The 16,691-nt window shown below is 32.6% G+C and carries 15 protein-coding genes; 13 read left to right on the forward strand and 2 right to left on the reverse strand.

Annotated features, from left to right (window positions below; translation table 11 throughout):
• Nucleotides 1–223 precede the first annotated feature (223 nt).
• The 6 genes from ACJG85_RS10915 to ACJG85_RS10940 all read left to right on the forward strand — a co-directional run bounded on the left by ACJG85_RS10915 (nucleotide 224) and on the right by ACJG85_RS10940 (nucleotide 7,690).
• Entirely contained in the window at nucleotides 224–2,215 is a 1,992-nt protein-coding gene (locus ACJG85_RS10915; protein ID WP_412476415.1) for a tetratricopeptide repeat-containing sensor histidine kinase, read from the forward strand.
• 6 nt (nucleotides 2,216–2,221) lie between these two features.
• Nucleotides 2,222–2,983, forward strand: a complete 762-nt coding sequence (locus ACJG85_RS10920) for a LytR/AlgR family response regulator transcription factor (RefSeq protein WP_412464108.1) — start codon at nucleotides 2,222–2,224, stop codon at nucleotides 2,981–2,983.
• 698 nt (nucleotides 2,984–3,681) lie between these two features.
• On the forward strand, nucleotides 3,682–4,749 hold the full coding sequence (locus tag ACJG85_RS10925) for a hypothetical protein (protein ID WP_412476416.1): 1,068 nt from the start codon (nucleotides 3,682–3,684) through the stop codon (nucleotides 4,747–4,749).
• A gap of 48 nt (nucleotides 4,750–4,797) precedes the next feature.
• Nucleotides 4,798–5,298, forward strand: a complete 501-nt coding sequence (locus tag ACJG85_RS10930) for a DUF6709 family protein (protein WP_412476417.1) — start codon at nucleotides 4,798–4,800, stop codon at nucleotides 5,296–5,298.
• 23 nt (nucleotides 5,299–5,321) lie between these two features.
• The gene (locus ACJG85_RS10935) at nucleotides 5,322–5,888 is read left to right on the forward strand and encodes a hypothetical protein (protein ID WP_412476418.1); all 567 of its coding nucleotides are present in this window, start codon (nucleotides 5,322–5,324) and stop codon (nucleotides 5,886–5,888) included.
• A gap of 11 nt (nucleotides 5,889–5,899) precedes the next feature.
• Nucleotides 5,900–7,690 carry a T9SS type A sorting domain-containing protein gene (locus tag ACJG85_RS10940; protein WP_412476419.1) on the forward strand — a complete coding sequence of 597 codons (1,791 nt, stop codon included), beginning with the start codon at nucleotides 5,900–5,902 and terminating at the stop codon, nucleotides 7,688–7,690.
• A gap of 306 nt (nucleotides 7,691–7,996) precedes the next feature.
• Here ACJG85_RS10940 and ACJG85_RS10945 read toward each other — a convergent pair whose 3' ends face one another.
• Together ACJG85_RS10945 and ACJG85_RS10950 are read right to left on the reverse strand one after the other, a co-directional pair.
• Nucleotides 7,997–9,241, reverse strand: coding sequence for a hypothetical protein (locus tag ACJG85_RS10945; protein WP_412476420.1), 1,245 nt, complete (start codon nucleotides 9,239–9,241; stop codon nucleotides 7,997–7,999).
• Complete coding sequence (locus ACJG85_RS10950) at nucleotides 9,231–10,535, reverse strand: DUF4270 family protein (protein WP_412476421.1); 1,305 nt, start codon at nucleotides 10,533–10,535, stop codon at nucleotides 9,231–9,233. Before ACJG85_RS10950 ends, ACJG85_RS10945 begins: the two co-directional genes overlap by 11 nt.
• 232 nt (nucleotides 10,536–10,767) lie before the next feature.
• Here ACJG85_RS10950 and ACJG85_RS10955 point away from each other — a divergent pair, with 232 nt between their 5' ends.
• The 7 genes from ACJG85_RS10955 to ACJG85_RS10985 all read left to right on the forward strand — a co-directional run bounded on the left by ACJG85_RS10955 (nucleotide 10,768) and on the right by ACJG85_RS10985 (nucleotide 16,657).
• Nucleotides 10,768–11,616 (forward strand): hypothetical protein, encoded by an 849-nt coding sequence (locus ACJG85_RS10955; protein ID WP_412476422.1) that lies wholly within the window; start codon nucleotides 10,768–10,770, stop codon nucleotides 11,614–11,616.
• A 7-nt stretch (nucleotides 11,617–11,623) separates the two neighbouring features.
• Nucleotides 11,624–12,649 (forward strand): Kelch repeat-containing protein, encoded by a 1,026-nt coding sequence (locus tag ACJG85_RS10960; RefSeq protein ID WP_412464116.1) that lies wholly within the window; start codon nucleotides 11,624–11,626, stop codon nucleotides 12,647–12,649.
• Nucleotides 12,642–12,959, forward strand: coding sequence for a DUF4907 domain-containing protein (locus ACJG85_RS10965; protein ID WP_412476423.1), 318 nt, complete (start codon nucleotides 12,642–12,644; stop codon nucleotides 12,957–12,959). Before ACJG85_RS10960 ends, ACJG85_RS10965 begins: the two co-directional genes overlap by 8 nt.
• Nucleotides 12,960–12,973: 14 nt before the next feature.
• A complete protein-coding gene (locus ACJG85_RS10970) occupies nucleotides 12,974–14,026 on the forward strand; it encodes a sensor histidine kinase (RefSeq protein WP_412477194.1) in 1,053 nt (350 codons plus the stop codon).
• On the forward strand, nucleotides 14,016–14,744 hold the full coding sequence (locus ACJG85_RS10975) for a LytR/AlgR family response regulator transcription factor (protein WP_412464119.1): 729 nt from the start codon (nucleotides 14,016–14,018) through the stop codon (nucleotides 14,742–14,744). Before ACJG85_RS10970 ends, ACJG85_RS10975 begins: the two co-directional genes overlap by 11 nt.
• Before the next feature lie 355 nt (nucleotides 14,745–15,099).
• Complete coding sequence (locus ACJG85_RS10980; protein WP_412464120.1) at nucleotides 15,100–15,789, forward strand: response regulator transcription factor; 690 nt, start codon at nucleotides 15,100–15,102, stop codon at nucleotides 15,787–15,789.
• A 10-nt stretch (nucleotides 15,790–15,799) separates the two neighbouring features.
• Nucleotides 15,800–16,657, forward strand: coding sequence for a GLPGLI family protein (locus tag ACJG85_RS10985; protein ID WP_412476424.1), 858 nt, complete (start codon nucleotides 15,800–15,802; stop codon nucleotides 16,655–16,657).
• Nucleotides 16,658–16,691: the final 34 nt, after the last annotated feature.

The following is a 16,691-nucleotide window of genomic DNA, read 5'->3' on the forward strand; positions in this document are numbered from 1 at the left end:
TCACTCTGTAAAATCACTCGAAGTGACGTTGCAAGGACGTTGTGCTTGAATACGGTTCTAAATGACTACTACTCCCGTCAGTTTGAGTGGTTTTCACGCAACACAGTGGAGGGAATGCAGAAGTATCGGGAGTATCAAGAACCATTGTATTAAAAAGGCATCTCGATACATTTTTTGATTAAAAAGAACAAGCAATTCTGATTTTTATTTACTTTCGTTTATTATGAAAAGTTATCTATTCGCTGTCTTTCTGTTTATTTTTTCTCAAAGTACTGTTTGTTCACAACAGCGAACTATTGATTCTTTAAAAAAAATTATATCCGGGAAATATCCTGAACCCCAAAAGTTAGATGCCTTATATGATATTTTAAATTATGTTCCATCAAGTGAATGTGAAAAGTACAACGACCAAATGATGGTACTTTCAGAGCATTTCTTAAAAAATAAAAAAAAGAACTCTGTAAGTTATAAAAAATATGCACCCTTTCTTGCTGAAAGTTATTATAACAAAGGGGTGTTTCTATCCAACAGAAATAATGCTGATAGCGCGATACTATATTACAAAAAAGGAATAACAGCACATAAAGCAATCAATGACCAAACAATGTTAGCCTATTGCTACATGAATATGGCTATTATATTAACTACCAAAGGGACTTTTTCTCAAGCAACAGCATTACTTTACAAAGCACTGGCTATTCACGAAAAAAACAAAGATTTCGAAGGTATTGGCGATACTTATATGCACATAGGAAGGGTTTACCATATGCAAAAATATTATGATAAAGCTTTCTATTTTATGAATAAGGCTAATACAGCTTATAACAAAGCAAAGTACAACATTGGTATTTTGGAAACATTATACAAAATGGCACAAATAGAAACTGACCGCCGTCGATTTAAAGCCGCTATGACTTATCTTAATAAAAGCATTTCGCTCTCTGATAAACTCAAAATAAAAGATCAAAATAAGCAACAACAATTGCTTATTGCCTGCAAAGGTTACATAGCTTTCCAAAAAAATCAGACAGACAGTGTTGTTTACTACTTTAAAAAAAGTATTGACTTAGCCAACAACAGTAATAACACCTATTTATTGGGTTCCAGATACATGTTACTTAGCCGTGCTTATTACTTTCAAAAAAAATATAAAGAAGCAACAAAATACGGCGTCTTAAGTTTGCAAACCGCAACCGAAACAAAAGACCTCGACCTACAGTGGAACACAACCAAGTTATTGACACAAATTTATAAAGCCGATAACAAACCGCTGCAAGCTTTAACTATGCAGGATCAATACCTAAAAATAAACGATAGTATCCGAAGCGTAGCAGAAAAAAAACGGGTATGGGAACAACAGTTGAAATATGAATTTGATAAAAAAGAGCTGCTTCAAAAAGTAAAACACGAAAAAGAAATGGACGCTCTTTTTCACGACACCGAAAAAAATAATTTAAAAAAAAATATAGGCATCTTACTTTTACTGGTTTTTCTTATATCCATAACAACTATTGCTTATTTAATAAACCGGCAACAAAAGCAAAAAAATATTATTGAACGGCAAAACTCAAATTTGTTAAAACAAAAAATGTTGTTGTCTCAAATGAATCCGCATTTTATTTTTAATGCCATCAACAGCATACAGAATTATATACTCCAAAAAAAAGAGTTAGATGCCTACTCCTACTTGGCTAAGTTTAGTAAACTCATTAGAATGGTGTTAAGTAATTCAACTAAAAACTATATCGCGCTTCACGAAGAAATAGACTTGCTTAAAACCTATGTTGAAATTGAACAACTCCGATTTGAAAATACCTTCGATTTCATATTAGAGATAGACAACCAAATCAATGAACAAGAATACATCATACCGCCTATGCTTATCCAACCCTATGTTGAAAATGCAATATGGCACGGTATCATGAACTTGGAAAAAAACCAAAAAGGGAAACTAACATTATCTTTTAAATCAGATAAGAATGGGCTGGTGATTACTGTTGAAGATAATGGTATTGGAAGAAAACAAACCCAAGATTACAAACCCAAGACACACCAACCATTAGGAATGAATTTGACTGAGCAAAGATTAACTGCTCTTCAGGAGTTGAGCAAAAATGAGCACATCAATATTGTGATAACAGACCTTTATGATACTGATGAAAAAGCCTGCGGCACAAAAGTAACAATTTATTTATCCGATAATTTTCACCTCTAACCAACAATGATACAACTGAAAACTATCATAATAGACGATGAAACAAACAGCCGAGATGTACTGAAAAGACTTCTCGATACCGGTTTTAAAGAGGTGGTTATTGTAGCTGAAGCCTCTAATGTTGAGGAAGCCTATCAATTGATAAACTTGCACAAACCTGACTTGATTTTCTTAGACATACAAATGCCCAAAGCAAATGGATTTAAGCTGTTAAGTAAATTCGATGAGATTCCATTTGAAGTGATTTTTGTAACGAGCTATGACAGTTATGCTATCAATGCCATCAAATTTAACGCTTTAGATTATTTGTTAAAACCGATAGAAATTCCTGACTTGGAAGCAGCCGTAAAAAAAGCCATTTCTGCCTTAGAAAAAAAAATCAATAGCAGCGCGCAAATTATCAACTTAGTGCACAGTTTGGAAACGGATACCTCGGATAAAAAAATTGCAGTGCACAACAACGATAGCGTAAAACTCATCAGCGAGAGCGATATAATGTACTTACAAGCCGAAAGAAGGTATTGTCACTTATACACGGCATCAGGAAATCATTACTTCTTAGCCAAGTTTTTAAAAGATTTCGAAGACTATTTTGGAGAAAATTCAAATTTCATAAGGATAAGCAAAAGCCTTATTGTTAATGTCCTGCATATTAAAGAATACAGTAAAGGCGACCCTTTTATCATCAAACTTAAAGATGATAAAACTTTTGAAGTGGCTCGAAGAAAAAAAGCAGAAGTATTGCTGAAAATCAAAGACCTCAAATAATTCAACCATTCCATTTCATAGCATAAAACACCTCCCTATTTAAAACAGGAATTTACTGTTTCAATTTCCTTTTACCTGTCATTTTTGCTTCCTTCCTGAACATTTTTTTGTGCTAAAAACGTTCCGAAAGGTAAGCGCTTTCCTGTTCAATTGTACAAAATTTACACAATCATTCAGATACGCTTTATTTAAAGAAACACTCTCTTAAAAAGAGTCTTGTAATGTAGTGCTGTACAATAAATAAAACTGCTATCACATTTTTTACTATGCTTATTTTTAAATCTATACTGCTAATGATCAAAAGGGGTATAACCATAATATTCCCCTTTTCTTTTCTTTTAATGCCTCTTAACATAACGTTCTATTATGGCTTTACCCCTACTATTGTTCACACCAACCATATTGTTCCTAATCCATTTGGACTTACCATCGCGCTAATTTGGTTTATTCATTTATCTATGGGATTATTGGCGGGTATGGTTTTGAGCAAAACACAATTGCTGCTCACCGGCAGCATAGGGATACTATGTGCATTCCTCATAACCGGAATTTCATTCTTATATTTTGGTTGGAGAGCAGAAATTAATACCCTCGAAATACTTATCCCTTTAATTTTAGGGATACTGCCTCCATTAAAATTATATGGTTTCATAAACCGTAACAAAAAAACCACTTTAACTATTTAATATTTCAAAAACATGAAAAAAAAATTATTATTCACGACACTTATCCTACTAATTAATTTTACAAGTTTTGCCCAACTTGGAGGATTAAAAAAACTAATCCCAAAAAAAGAGGCTGCAACCAAAACAGAGGTAAAAACAGAAAGCAAATCGCAATCAGAAATTAAAACCCAAGCGCAAAATAGTTCGGGTGAATACCAAACTTTAGGAATAACCAGTGAAGCCCATAAAAAAAACATGGGCAAAATAGTATTTGCTCCGCAAAGAAGCGATATTGCTTTTCAATCTGAAAATGAAGCGAATTTTAAAAACTCGTTTACCTTTGGTGATGAAATCTACTTTAGGGTTTATATGGACAACTCGTTGTCAAATTACTTCATCAAATCACATCCCGAAATTGAAAAATCTAAGATAGACGAAAACGCATACTATACTGTTTACTATTTTCTGGATGGTGTTCAAGAAAAAAAGGCAAAAATCCTAAAAAACGAATTTGAAAAAGAACACAAACAACAATGGACTTCTTTCAAAGGCGCACTAAACAACGGTCCTAATAGAGGAGACGACTTACTTTGGGGAACTTTTGATGGTTTTTTGAGAGAATTAGATACAAAACTGTCTAACGGAAAACATAAAATTAAAGTTGAAATCCGACCTTGTATTGATCATCCTAATCCTATTGAGTTGGCTACTGTAGCCAGCGGAGAATTTGATTTTACCGTTACGCCTACTTCTATCAACAAAAATGATGAGACGTTTTGTCTTAAAAAAGCCAATATGAAAGATGCTGCATTAGAAGCCAAGGTCCTCAAACTCTTTGCCGCCGACAAAAGCAATGCCGGAACTACTCCTAAATCGTGTAGAATTACATCCAAAGAATGGGTAATTACCCGAAATGACTTGACAGGGAGAATTTTGAGAAGAAATTTAGTCCTATTGGTGGTAGCTTTAGACAAAGACGGCAAATACTTCTACAAAGACTGTTACATCGCTCAAGAATATGTTGGAGGTCAATTTAGCAATACTATCAATTTCTCCTGCGATGACTATCAATACCGAGTAAACCGAAGATGTATTGACTAATACAACCTATTTGCAAAGCTAAAATTACTTAATCATAAATACCTGTATATGAACTTTGAAACCTTTAAGTCAATTCTAATCAAGTCAAATAAGAGAATCTTATTAGTCAGTATTTTGATCTTTTTAATAGGTATTCCTATGGCTGTAGGCAGTTGGTTTGCCAATCATAACAAAGCCGGATTGATTATTTCGATAATTTTTATCCTACTAGGAGTATTTATGCTAAGTAAGGCAATAAAAGATTTAAAAAAAATAAAAAACGATACATTACCAATATTATACGCAATTAAAAACAAGCAAAGTGACTATATCGTTTGGATTTATCAAAAAGAAATCATTTCCAAAGTTGAAGGGGTTAAAGTGGGTAAATCAAATAATATAATTGTATGTTCTAAAGATAATAAACATATAGAATTTGTTCTAAATAATTCAATAAGTCCTGAAAGTGTCATCAGTTATTTATCTAATGCTTTTCCAAATGCATACCTAGGCTATACGGATGAAAATAAGAAAGAAGTAGAATTACTTTGGAAAAAAAATAAAAACTAATCTTAGAATTAAAACCAATATCAATGCAATCAAATACTTTTGAAATCGAAATTTGGCAAGACTCCAATAAAATTAAAAAAATACTTATCAGCATAGCATTAATAACTGCTGTTGCATGGATAATGTGTTTAATTGGAAAATTTTACTGGAATGATTATGTAACAACTGAAGTAACATTTAGAGGTAAAATTAAATATGTCGGATGGCCCGCAAAAGCATATTACTACGGAATGTATATAGGGATAGCCGGCGTTTTATCTTTTATTATAGTAAAACTCACTCAAGACACTAAACATCCTTGCTTGGCACTTAACAAAGAAGGGGTGTACATTAATCAACAGATGATAAAAGAAACCTTGGTTAAATGGGATAACATTAATGCTCTTGAATTTAAAGAAGAAGCTAGTTTAAGGTCTATGGCAATATACTTTAATGATCCTGATAAAATTATTGCCCTTCAAAGTAGTGCCAAAAGAGCTTTTTTAAAAGAAAACTTAAAAGACAACAAACCTCTTGTATGCAATAACAAATTCACCATAGGCGACTTGAAACTATTTTACGAAGAAGCCAAAAAGAAACTTAACCATTAAAAAATATTGATATGAAAAGTATTTTTTCAAGAATAATGATGCTGTATTTATTATGCCTTGGTCTTGGATACCAAAATAAAATATCAGCACAAACTACATTAGTTTCAGGTGATATTTTATTTACAGGATATAACGGAATAGCTTCATCGGGTTCCGCCTCAGATACTTTTACTTTTGTAATTTTAACTCCAATAAGTGCTAATACAACTATTTATTTTACAGAGCGAGGATACCAAGGCGCCGGTATTTGGCAAGCCAGTGGCGGAACCGAAGGAACTATTCAATGGACCTCCGCTACCGCCTTATCCATAGGTCTAGAGGTTGAAATATCAGGAATTGGGGCAAATGCGGCAAAAGTTAATGGTGTTCCTAACGGTACTGTATCTATAGTATCTGGTGGTAATGCCACAACAGGCCTGTCCCTTTCTAATGCCGGTGATCAAATTATTGCTTTCCAAGGTGGTGCCGGAGACCCTACCAATGGAGCTGCAGTCATGATTAGTGGAATAAGTTGGGCATTAAGCTGCGGAACTACAACCGTAGAAGGATGGAATGGTACGGGCTGTAGCTTTGGCCCTCAATCATCAACCCTTCCACCGGGCCTAACGGGTAATGTAAACGCATTCTTAGTGGGTACTCCCGGAACAACCCCAAATAACGACCATGGTAAATTTAATTGTAACGGCGCTCCATACGCCTCTGTAAGCAGTTTAAAAACTGCTATTATGACATTGAGTAATTGGTCTTTGGGGGGTAGTACCGGTACTACAATTTACAGTTTGCCGCCAGGTTGCAACTACTATGCCTCGTGCAGTAATCCAACAATCATTACACCTCCAACAAACACAACTGTTTGCAACGGAAATAATACATCTTTTACTATAACGGCAACAGGAGCAACCGCCTATCAATGGCAACTTAATAGCGGAAGCGGATTTACGAATATCAGTGATACGGGGGTATACTCAAACACCTCTACAGCTACACTTAATATCACAGGAGTATTGTCTGCTATGAACGGCTATTTGTATCGGTGTATCGTTTCTAATGGAACTTGCAGCAGTACCACTTCATCGGCAACTCTCGTGGTATCAAGTATTACATTATCCCCTGCCTCACAAACCAATGTTACTTGCAATGGCGATTCAAATGGAGCAGCAAGTGTCAATAACGCTTCGGGAGGAACAGCCCCTTATACTTACAATTGGACTCCTAACAATCCAACAGGTGACGGAACTACTGCGGTAAGTGGGCTTACCGCAGGTACTTGGACTTGTACCGTAACTGATGACAACAGTTGTACAGCTACTCACTCTTTCACCATCACACAACCTACAGCTATAAACACTACGGTTACTCAGGCTGATGGGATTTTAACCGCAATAGAAACCGGGGCAACCTATCAATGGTATTCTTGCCCGGATACTGTATTGATTAACAATGAAACAAACCAAACTCTGATTCCAACTGTTTTAGGGAATTACCAAGTTGAAATTACTGTGGGCAACTGCTCCGCAGTTTCCGATTGTATTGCTGTAACTGCGTTGGGCAACAATTCGTTTGAACCGGTTACAAATTTCAATATATACCCTAATCCAACAAATGAATGGCTAAAGATTGATACAGGAATTGACAGAACATTTGTAATTGTTAACCAATTGGGCCAAACCCTTAAAAAATTCGAAGCCAATGCCAATACAGAAAACATCATAAACATTGCAGATTTGGCCGATGGCATCTATTACATCAAACAATTAACTATTGAAAAATCCAACATTAAAACATTAATTCTGAAGAAATAAAAAGTACTAAAGACCTCTATATTTAGACTGTACATTCGAAGTGACGTAATTTGGATACACAATTTTTACAAAAGTTTTATTTCAATACTTTGCCCGTCAGTTCAAGTGGTTTTCACGAAACGCAGTGGAGGTAAATTAGTCTCTGATAAGACCTTAACCCTAAATGAGGACAAATTCCTGTCTTACTCTTTAGTTGACGTACTCTAAAAAATGTCATAGCCTAAATAGGGTATCTATATCCTTTTTGTGGTGCTTTACAAACGCTTTCAACCTTTTCTTGATTACTGTAAAAATCCAATGTAAGCATTAATCAATTAATCTTTTTCTAAACCATAAATCTTCGAAACTCAAATTTAGTGTCAATACATGATAATTTTCGCGTACCAAAGTATTAGACACAATCCCTTTACTTCCAAAGGAATACGAGAAATTCATATAAGTGTTATAACTTTTACCAAAGGGAATTCCTATTCCGGTTGTTATTGAACTATTTGATATTTTATTTCCGTTTACCCTTAAATTTCCATCATCATAATTTAACCCAAATCGGTATCTGAACTTACTCTTTTGTTTTAAAAGATTGTTGTTTCTTTTATAGTATTCCATACCAAAACCAAAAACATTAGAATCTGTATATTCTCCTATGTTATCCTCTATTCCTGTTGAACTCCAAAATGTTCTTTTATAATCTGCTAAAAAAGAGAAGTTCCCGTTATTGAGTTTAAAACCAACTGTAAAATCAAAAGGAGTTTCATAATCTTTTATTTCTATACCATCTGTTTCATCTATAGTGGTTGCTATGTTATCTACTATTCTATTGACAACCCTATCTTTAGAGCCGTTTAAAATGGAAGGAAAATTAAGCGTTAAACCCGTCGTTAATTTTGGGGTAAGTTGCGATTGTAAACCGAGCTCAAACTTAAATCCCTTGTAATAATTTACATCTTGCAATGACAACAACTCATCATCTAACAATAATGTTTCTGTTTGTTCGATAGAACCAAAAAAATATTTGGCTGAGAATCCTAAGGAAAGGCTTTCATTTATTAACCTACCGTAACTAACATTAAAACTGTTTAAACCGCCTTTACCGTTAATATTACTATAGGTTCCAATATTTGAACCCTCAATATCTGTTACGATACCTTGAAAAAAATAACCAACTTCTGTAAAGGGCAACAATGAGATTGAAACACCTGATTTTTTTCCAACAGGAAAAGCAAAACTTAAGTTCGAAAAGTTATAAATAGTTTGTTTGGTATCAGTATCACTTCTGTTACCATAAGTATTGAACTCTGTTTTAAGTCCTATATCAAAAAAAAAAGATCCACTATTAATTCTTGCCAATGAAGCCGAGTTTAATCCATTTATTTCATACTCAGAAAACATTGCTACTCCTGCTTTACCGAGAGAATTCGTAACTCCCGTATTAGCATCATTAAACTTTCCGAATCCAAATAAAGAATAAGGAGACCAAGTTGAATTAGTAAACTGAGCTATCGAAACTGAACTACAAGAAAAAAACAGTACTATTAAAAATCTAATTCTCATAATTCAAATAGGTTAAAATTAACTTTGTTTTATCATCCGTGTTTTTATTACTATTCAAAATCATTCTACTGGTTGATGTATTGTAATCAAAAGGAACAATTATAAGTCCGTAATTTTTATAAAGTGGGGTGTTTAAAGCTGTTTTTAAAAAACTACTGATTGGTACTTCAAGATACTTTTCATTTATCCCCGGCTCGTATTGCTTTACATAACCAACAGCCTGAGAATATCCATCATCCAAAGTCCTTACAATGTCATTGTTTTGGTCTACCACAAAAACTTGAACAGAATCAGCGGTATATAAATTCCTTGAATAACTATTGGCTTTAATGGGTATTTTTAGATTAGCCTTATAGATAATTCCTGCCTGATTTAAATTAGCAATACTTTCTTGAAAATAAGGAAAGGCAAATTTTGTAACGATACCAACTCCCGAATTAACATAAGTAAAAGGAACGGCACTGGTTGGAAAAAACTCAGTTTCGTTATTGATAAAATTGGGAAAAACAGTATTAGTTCTATCGCTGTATATTTGTGTGAAATATTTGTTTACTCCCCCATAATTATTGTAACCAAAATCATAATACTTAGCCTCTCCGGGTTCATCGGGTATTGAATAATAAAAACGGATATAAGAATTTACAACATTGAAACCTACAATTGAAGCATTTTCAGCATCAGAAGATGATATTTTAATTCCTTTGAAAATTAATTTTAAGTCTTCTAAATCTGAAATATCGCCATCTCTTATTTTATTGAAAAGATTCAAACCGAAATTATAATTTAAAGTAGTCTTTATACTGTCCTTCAAATTAACTCTCGGATAAAAACTTCTTTGCCCTATTAGATTGGTGGTTTGGATGTTTGTAGTATTATAAAAATTGTATTGCCCGTTCCTAAACCTGATGGTTTTAGCTAATTCTTCAACCTTGATAGTTTTTTGCTGTAATGTGTCATTGTAAAAATACTTACTGTAAGGAAGGTTCAAAACCACACTGTCAAATACAGCTTCATCATCTATTTCGTACTCATCAGGCGCATAATCTACATAACCTGAGGCAACAATAACCCCAAAAACGGGATCATTATACCTCCCTACTAAAATTTTACCGTTCACATCAGTTATAATACTATCTAACTTGATTGTCGACATTTTAAAACTTATGGTATCAATAACAGATATTTCAAGATTACTATTCACAAAATTTCCGGATGGTGAAAAAAAATCCGTTTCTTCTTTAACACAAGAAGAAAGACTAATACCTATGACCATTAAATAAAAAAATTGCTTCATTACTTTTTTTCAGCAATAGTATATCATCAGTGCAAAACATTAAAAATTTATATACCAATGGGCGAAATGAATCTACCAAACAAGAAAAAAAATCAACCACGAATAAATAGTCTGTCTTTTCGGTTTAATAGACTAAATAACATCCGTTATAGAACAAAAAACAGCAGTGGTATATTCTTTTTTACTTTTAAAAAACTCGAAAGTATGTTTGCCGGACATTGAAAGCACTTAAATGAAAAAAATAGTAACAGTGTTTATGATTAGTTTTTTTTACTCTTACTCACAAGACACAAATAGATTTATCAGTTACGAGAAATCATATCAAAACCACAGCGATGACCTTTCTGTTGACACTGACGAAATAAAGGTATGTTTTGCATTGCCGGAGATTGATTTAGGATTGTCTTTAAAACAAAGAAATCTAAATTTTTCTCCATACTTTACCTACAGTGATGAAGATATTAGCAAACTATATGCTGTTGATTTTTCTCTGAAAAAAAAATTGATTAAAAAAAATGACTGGACTTTACAGCTCGAGTTTACGCCGCAAATAAGGTCAAACTTTAAATCTGCGCTGCATTGGAATGATTTTTTATGGAATGGGGGTATCAGTGTAACAAAAAAATTCAACGGTAATTCAAATTTTTTGTTTGCAATAAAATACGGCACACTGCTTGGAAAACCTCAGCCCTACATTGAGCTGAGCTATAAACAGAAAGTAAGTGAAAAATTTAATGTTGTAGTAGGATTTCCTGAAACAAGTCTCAATTACAAGGTCAATGAATCGCATTCGATTGGTTTAAAAACCTATTATGATAGTTACTACACTACAGTAAGTAACGAAAGCTATTCAAGAGTTATTTTCAATCAAACTTTGTTTTATGAATCACTGTTTTTTTCCGGTATCAATACAGACCTAACTTACTTTTATAAATTTTCAAACAGTAGCGTAATAAACTTTAGTATAGGTAAAAGTTTTAACAACAAATTGGAAATCAACGAAAACCAAAACTATTTGAACAAAATAAGTTTCAACAACATCTTTAATGTATCAATGGGCTTCAAGTATAATTTAAACTAAAAATAAAATGACTAAAAAGGAAAGAGAGAATTTTTATAAAAACAGTGTTAAATGTTTTTTGTACACTGCAGTATGCATACTATTGCTTAGTTGCAACAAAGATGATGATAACGATGAAGATCTTGGCAATTGGATTACCAGTTCCACTTTTGATGGTGTAGCCAGAAGTAGAGCAACAAGTTTTGTGATTCAAGATAAAGGCTATGTAGGCTGTGGTTATGATGGAGATAACTATCTGAATGATTTTTGGGAGTATGATATAAATGGAGGATATTGGGTACAAAGAGCCGATTTTCCGGGAGTAGAAAGAAGTTTAGCAACCGGGTTCTCAATTGGCAATTATGGTTTTATAGGAACCGGTTATGACGGAGAAAACGAACTTAAAGATTTCTATAAATACGATGCAACTACTAATACCTGGTCACAAATTGCAAACTTTGGGCAGGACAAGACTCGTAGATCAGCGGTTGGATTCAGTTCTGATGCTTATGGATATGTAGGCTGTGGATATGATGGGACTAATGATAAAAAAGATTTTTGGCGATACGACCCATCCAATGATACTTGGACAGAACTTTTTGGATTTGGTGGTAATAAAAGAAGAGATGCTGTTTCCTTTAAAATCAACAACAAAATATATTTCGGCACCGGAACATCTAACGGTTTAAACCTTACCGATTTTTGGTCTTTTGACTTGACTGATGAAAGTTGGACAAAACTCAATGACATTACTGATACAGATGATAATAGTTTTGATGACGATTATACCATCATTCGTGGTAACGCTGTAGGCTTTACACTTGGAAATTACGGTTACATTTGTACAGGAAATCCCAATGTAACAACTTGGGAGTACAATCCGACAACCGACCGATGGACTAAAAAGACAACCTTTGAGGGAAATAATCGATTAGATGCTTGCGCTATCTCTAACGGACAAAGGGCTTTTGTTGTATTGGGAAGATCAGGAAATCTATATTTTGATGACATGTATGAATTCAAACCTTTTGACGAACAAGTTGATAATGATTAAAAAATATAAAAATTTATATTACTTTGTGTTAGTGATTGTTTTTCAAGTATTTTCATCCTGTAAAACAACTGAACCTAAATTTAATGGTACGGTTTATAAACTTTCTAACGATAATTATGGTTATGAAATTTATTACAACAATAAAACAGTGGTAAAACAAGAAGCAATTCCCGCTGTAACAGGAAATAGGCCCTTTAATGATAGTTTGTCTGCCCTTAAGGTTATGGATTTGGTGCTTGAAAAGCTAAACAATGGAAACACACCAACAATCAGTAAAAAGGATTTAATAGCATTAAAAATTATTAAATAAACAAATTGAAAGAAGTGCTAAAAATAGATTTCAATTCTAAAAACCAAACCAAAATAGTTTTACATATTTTGGTTTGGTTTATGTTCTTTTCAGTCCCGTTGTACAATATGGTTTTCGCTAATGAGAAACAAATGGTTAGTTTTACACTTGTAATGCTGGTTTTTGTCTTATCATTTTACACAAATTTCAGTTTATTAGTCCCAAGATTCTTAATTACCAAAAAGTTTAAACTTTATTTTTTTTACTTACTCATACTGTTTTTAATACACTCTGTTCTTTTCTTAAACATAGAGCCATATATGCCAAATATCGGAGGGAATAAATTACCTCCACCACCTCCGGATTTCAAAGCAAAATACTATATGAGATTCTTACCTGCTGTGATGTCTTTTTTTCTAATGATATCGGTGAGTTCTTTTTTGAAAATTTATGAATACTGGAATGAAAATTTCAAAAAACAAAAAGAAATTGAGAATGAAAATCGGACTTCAGAACTTAACTTTTTAAAGTCGCAATTGAATCCTCACTTTTTTTTTAATTCGCTTAATACTATCTATTCTCTTTCCATATCAAAATCGAAAAAAACACCTGAAGCAATATTGAACTTATCTGAATTGATGCGATACATGCTGTTGGACAGAAAAGAAAATGCCATTGACATGAAGGTCAAGCTGAAAGAGGAAATTAATTATATATCTAACTATATAGAATTACAAAAGTTAAGGATAACTCCAAATAATAAAATAGATTTCAAAGTAAATGGTCCGATTGATACAGTAGAGATTTATCCGCTTTTATTCATCTCATTTATAGAAAATGCTTTTAAATATGGTGTTCACCCAATTGACGAATCAATAATTAAGATTGAGTTTGTAATAACTGAGAATTCTTTGCTGTTTGAAGTGACTAATGACTTACATTTTCAAAAAACATCCTATGATTCATTCGGATTAGGTAATAAAAATTCAATCAGAAGATTAAACTTATATTATCCTGGTAATGTGATTAAAATTCATAATGATCAAAAATATTCGGTATCCCTTTTAATTAACTTGAATGAAAATTAAAGCCATCATAATAGACGATGAACCTCTGGCAATAGATGTTCTTAAAAAATTTTCCGAAACTATTGATTATATTAGTATTGAAGGGACTTTTACCAATCCTTTAGATGCTATAAAATACTTGGCTGAAAATGCCGTCGACCTTGTTTTTTTAGATATTGAAATGCCTATCATAAATGGTGTTGATTTGGTTGAATCCTTAAACCATAAACCCAACATTATATTCACTACCGCTTTTCCGCAATATGCTGTTGAAGGATTTAATCTTGATGCCATTGATTATTTGTTAAAACCCATATCCTATAAGCGTTTTTTGAAGGCAATTAACAAATTATCAAATAACACCAATCCAATCGAAGAAAGTTTACTCAGTTCAAATAGTAAACCGATTATGAATCTTAACGAGAATAAATTTATTTTCGTTAAATCTGATTATGAAAATCTAAAAATCAATGTGCACGAAATCAAATTTATTGAAGGATTAAAAGATTACCTCAAAATCAACTTGTCAAATGATAAATTTGTGCTAACCTTATCCAATTTTGCTACACTATTAGACAAGATATCTAACGATGACTTTATTAGAGTTCATAACTCTTATGTAGTTAATCTTAACTTCATAAAATCAATTCAAAAAAACAGAATCATTATTGGTGATAAAAGAATTCCAATAAGTGAAACTTACAAAAAAGACTTTTTTGAAAAAATCAAACTTCAATAAGAAATCTTTTAACTAAAACATCTATTAAAAGTACTTTAGTATAGAGCAAAACATTGACTTTGTATAAGTTATTTTGCTCTAATTAAACGCTAACTTAAGTTTGTGTAAAAGATACAATTACACATTTTTTATTAATAATTCAACTGACTATTAATTACTATTTAATGTTCTTGTAAAATGCTTGCTGCCATTTTACCAGGTAGTGTATTACACTCCATTTTTCAATTGAAACCTTCAATTAAATCCCGGCAAAAGTATTAATCATACAGCTTTAAACTAGTAAACTTTTTTACAACAACCAGCGACAGAGACATAGTGTAAGAAAACAGTAAAATAACAAGTAATTATTAAAGTTTTGAAACCAAGAATACTCATTATAGATCAATACCATATCTCTAGCTCAAAACTTAAAAAAAAACTATTGCAAAATAATTTTGAGGTATGCATAGAAAATGATAGGCTAAGCGGACTGCAACGGGTTAAAAACGGCTATTACAATTTATGCATCATAGATTCTAATACAATTATGACCGGTGATTTTTTGATAATCGAGAAAATAAGACAAGTTGATAGTCAAATACCTATTTTCTTTTTCAGTTTAGAAAAATCAAAAAAAGCAATGTTAGAAGCTTACGCTGCTGGTATAGACGATTATTTCGCTAAACCTTTTGATTTAGAAATTACATTGATAAAAATAAATAATATCATAAAGAAAACATCGAGATACATTAATGAAAATTATGATTTCGAAGTGGGAAAATTCCAGTTTAATTACAAATTCAGAACGCTAAATTTTCAAAACAATAGTAAAGTAATCTTAACCCCTAAAGAAAGTGAATTATTAAGGTTATTAGCCAGTAACATTAACGATTACGTTAGTAAGAGTTTTGCACTTAGACTAATATGGGAAAAAGAGGATTATTTCACCGCAAAAAGTATGGATGTTTATATATGGCGATTAAGAAATCATTTAAAACAAGACTCAAATATAAAATTAGAAAACATTTACAGTAGTGGGTTCAGACTTACTCACAATAACCTATAAAAATGAAAAAATGAAAACAATAACCACAATCATTGTCATTGCTGCATTTCAATTCAACAGTGCACAGGAATTTCAAGGAACAGCTACCTACTTCTCAAAAACCTCTGTTGAAGACATAACCGCAGGCATTGAGAGTAACAACGAAATCCCACAGGAAATACAAAAAATGATGAAGGAAAGAATGAAGAAGATGTTTGAAAAAACATTTATTCTAACCTTCAATAAAAACGAATCAATCTACACTGAGGAACAGCAGCTCGAAAGCAATGATAATCCGGGAGCTAGAATGATGTCTTCAGTAATGGGAACCTATGGAAAACACTACAAAAACATAAAAGACAAACGGTATATTTCTAATAAAGAGTTTTTTGGGAAAGAGTTCCTTATAAAAGATACGCTGCCAAATCTTAAATGGAAAATCGGAACTGAAACTAAAAAAATTGGTGACTATAACTGCTACAAAGCAACAACTATAATAACAATTAGCGCCACTGACGTAAGAAATGCAAAGTTCCCGGTGCCAAATAATAGAGAAGAGAAAAGCATCGTTTCTGAGAGCCATCAAACCCCAAAAGAAACAACTATAACAGCATGGTATTGTTTAGACATTCCAATAAGCCAAGGGCCTGAAAACTATTGGGGACTACCGGGTCTTATTTTAGAAATCAATGACGGTAAGACAACTATTTTATGTACAAAACTAGTGCTGAACAACAATGAAAAGCTGGAAATTATTCCAGCTAAGAATGGTAAAAGTGTAACTCAAAAAGAGTTTGATGAAATTGTAATTAAAAAAAGAAATGAAATGAGTGAAATGGGAGACTTCAGACCACCGGGACCCGGAGGATTCAATTCATTTGGCAGATAAGAAGTGTACACTTTGAATATATTTTAATCAGTAG

Source organism: Flavobacterium mekongense (genome assembly GCF_047038255.1).
GTDB lineage: Bacteria > Bacteroidota > Bacteroidia > Flavobacteriales > Flavobacteriaceae > Flavobacterium > Flavobacterium mekongense.

Bases quoted from the DNA above. Each gene is read 5' to 3' on its own strand.
- ACJG85_RS10945 (WP_412476420.1), bottom strand. From the start codon at position 9,241: ATGAGAATTAGATTTTTAATAGTACTGTTTTTTTCTTGTAGTTCAGTT.
- ACJG85_RS10985 (WP_412476424.1), top strand. From the start codon at position 15,800: ATGAAAACAATAACCACAATCATTGTCATTGCTGCATTTCAATTCAAC.
- ACJG85_RS10920 (WP_412464108.1), top strand. From the start codon at position 2,222: ATGATACAACTGAAAACTATCATAATAGACGATGAAACAAACAGCCGA.
- ACJG85_RS10975 (WP_412464119.1), top strand. From the start codon at position 14,016: ATGAAAATTAAAGCCATCATAATAGACGATGAACCTCTGGCAATAGAT.
- ACJG85_RS10965 (WP_412476423.1), top strand. From the start codon at position 12,642: ATGATTAAAAAATATAAAAATTTATATTACTTTGTGTTAGTGATTGTT.
- ACJG85_RS10935 (WP_412476418.1), top strand. From the start codon at position 5,322: ATGCAATCAAATACTTTTGAAATCGAAATTTGGCAAGACTCCAATAAA.
- ACJG85_RS10960 (WP_412464116.1), top strand. From the start codon at position 11,624: ATGACTAAAAAGGAAAGAGAGAATTTTTATAAAAACAGTGTTAAATGT.
- ACJG85_RS10930 (WP_412476417.1), top strand. From the start codon at position 4,798: ATGAACTTTGAAACCTTTAAGTCAATTCTAATCAAGTCAAATAAGAGA.
- ACJG85_RS10940 (WP_412476419.1), top strand. From the start codon at position 5,900: ATGAAAAGTATTTTTTCAAGAATAATGATGCTGTATTTATTATGCCTT.
- ACJG85_RS10925 (WP_412476416.1), top strand. From the start codon at position 3,682: ATGAAAAAAAAATTATTATTCACGACACTTATCCTACTAATTAATTTT.
- ACJG85_RS10950 (WP_412476421.1), bottom strand. From the start codon at position 10,535: ATGAAGCAATTTTTTTATTTAATGGTCATAGGTATTAGTCTTTCTTCT.
- ACJG85_RS10915 (WP_412476415.1), top strand. From the start codon at position 224: ATGAAAAGTTATCTATTCGCTGTCTTTCTGTTTATTTTTTCTCAAAGT.
- ACJG85_RS10955 (WP_412476422.1), top strand. From the start codon at position 10,768: ATGAAAAAAATAGTAACAGTGTTTATGATTAGTTTTTTTTACTCTTAC.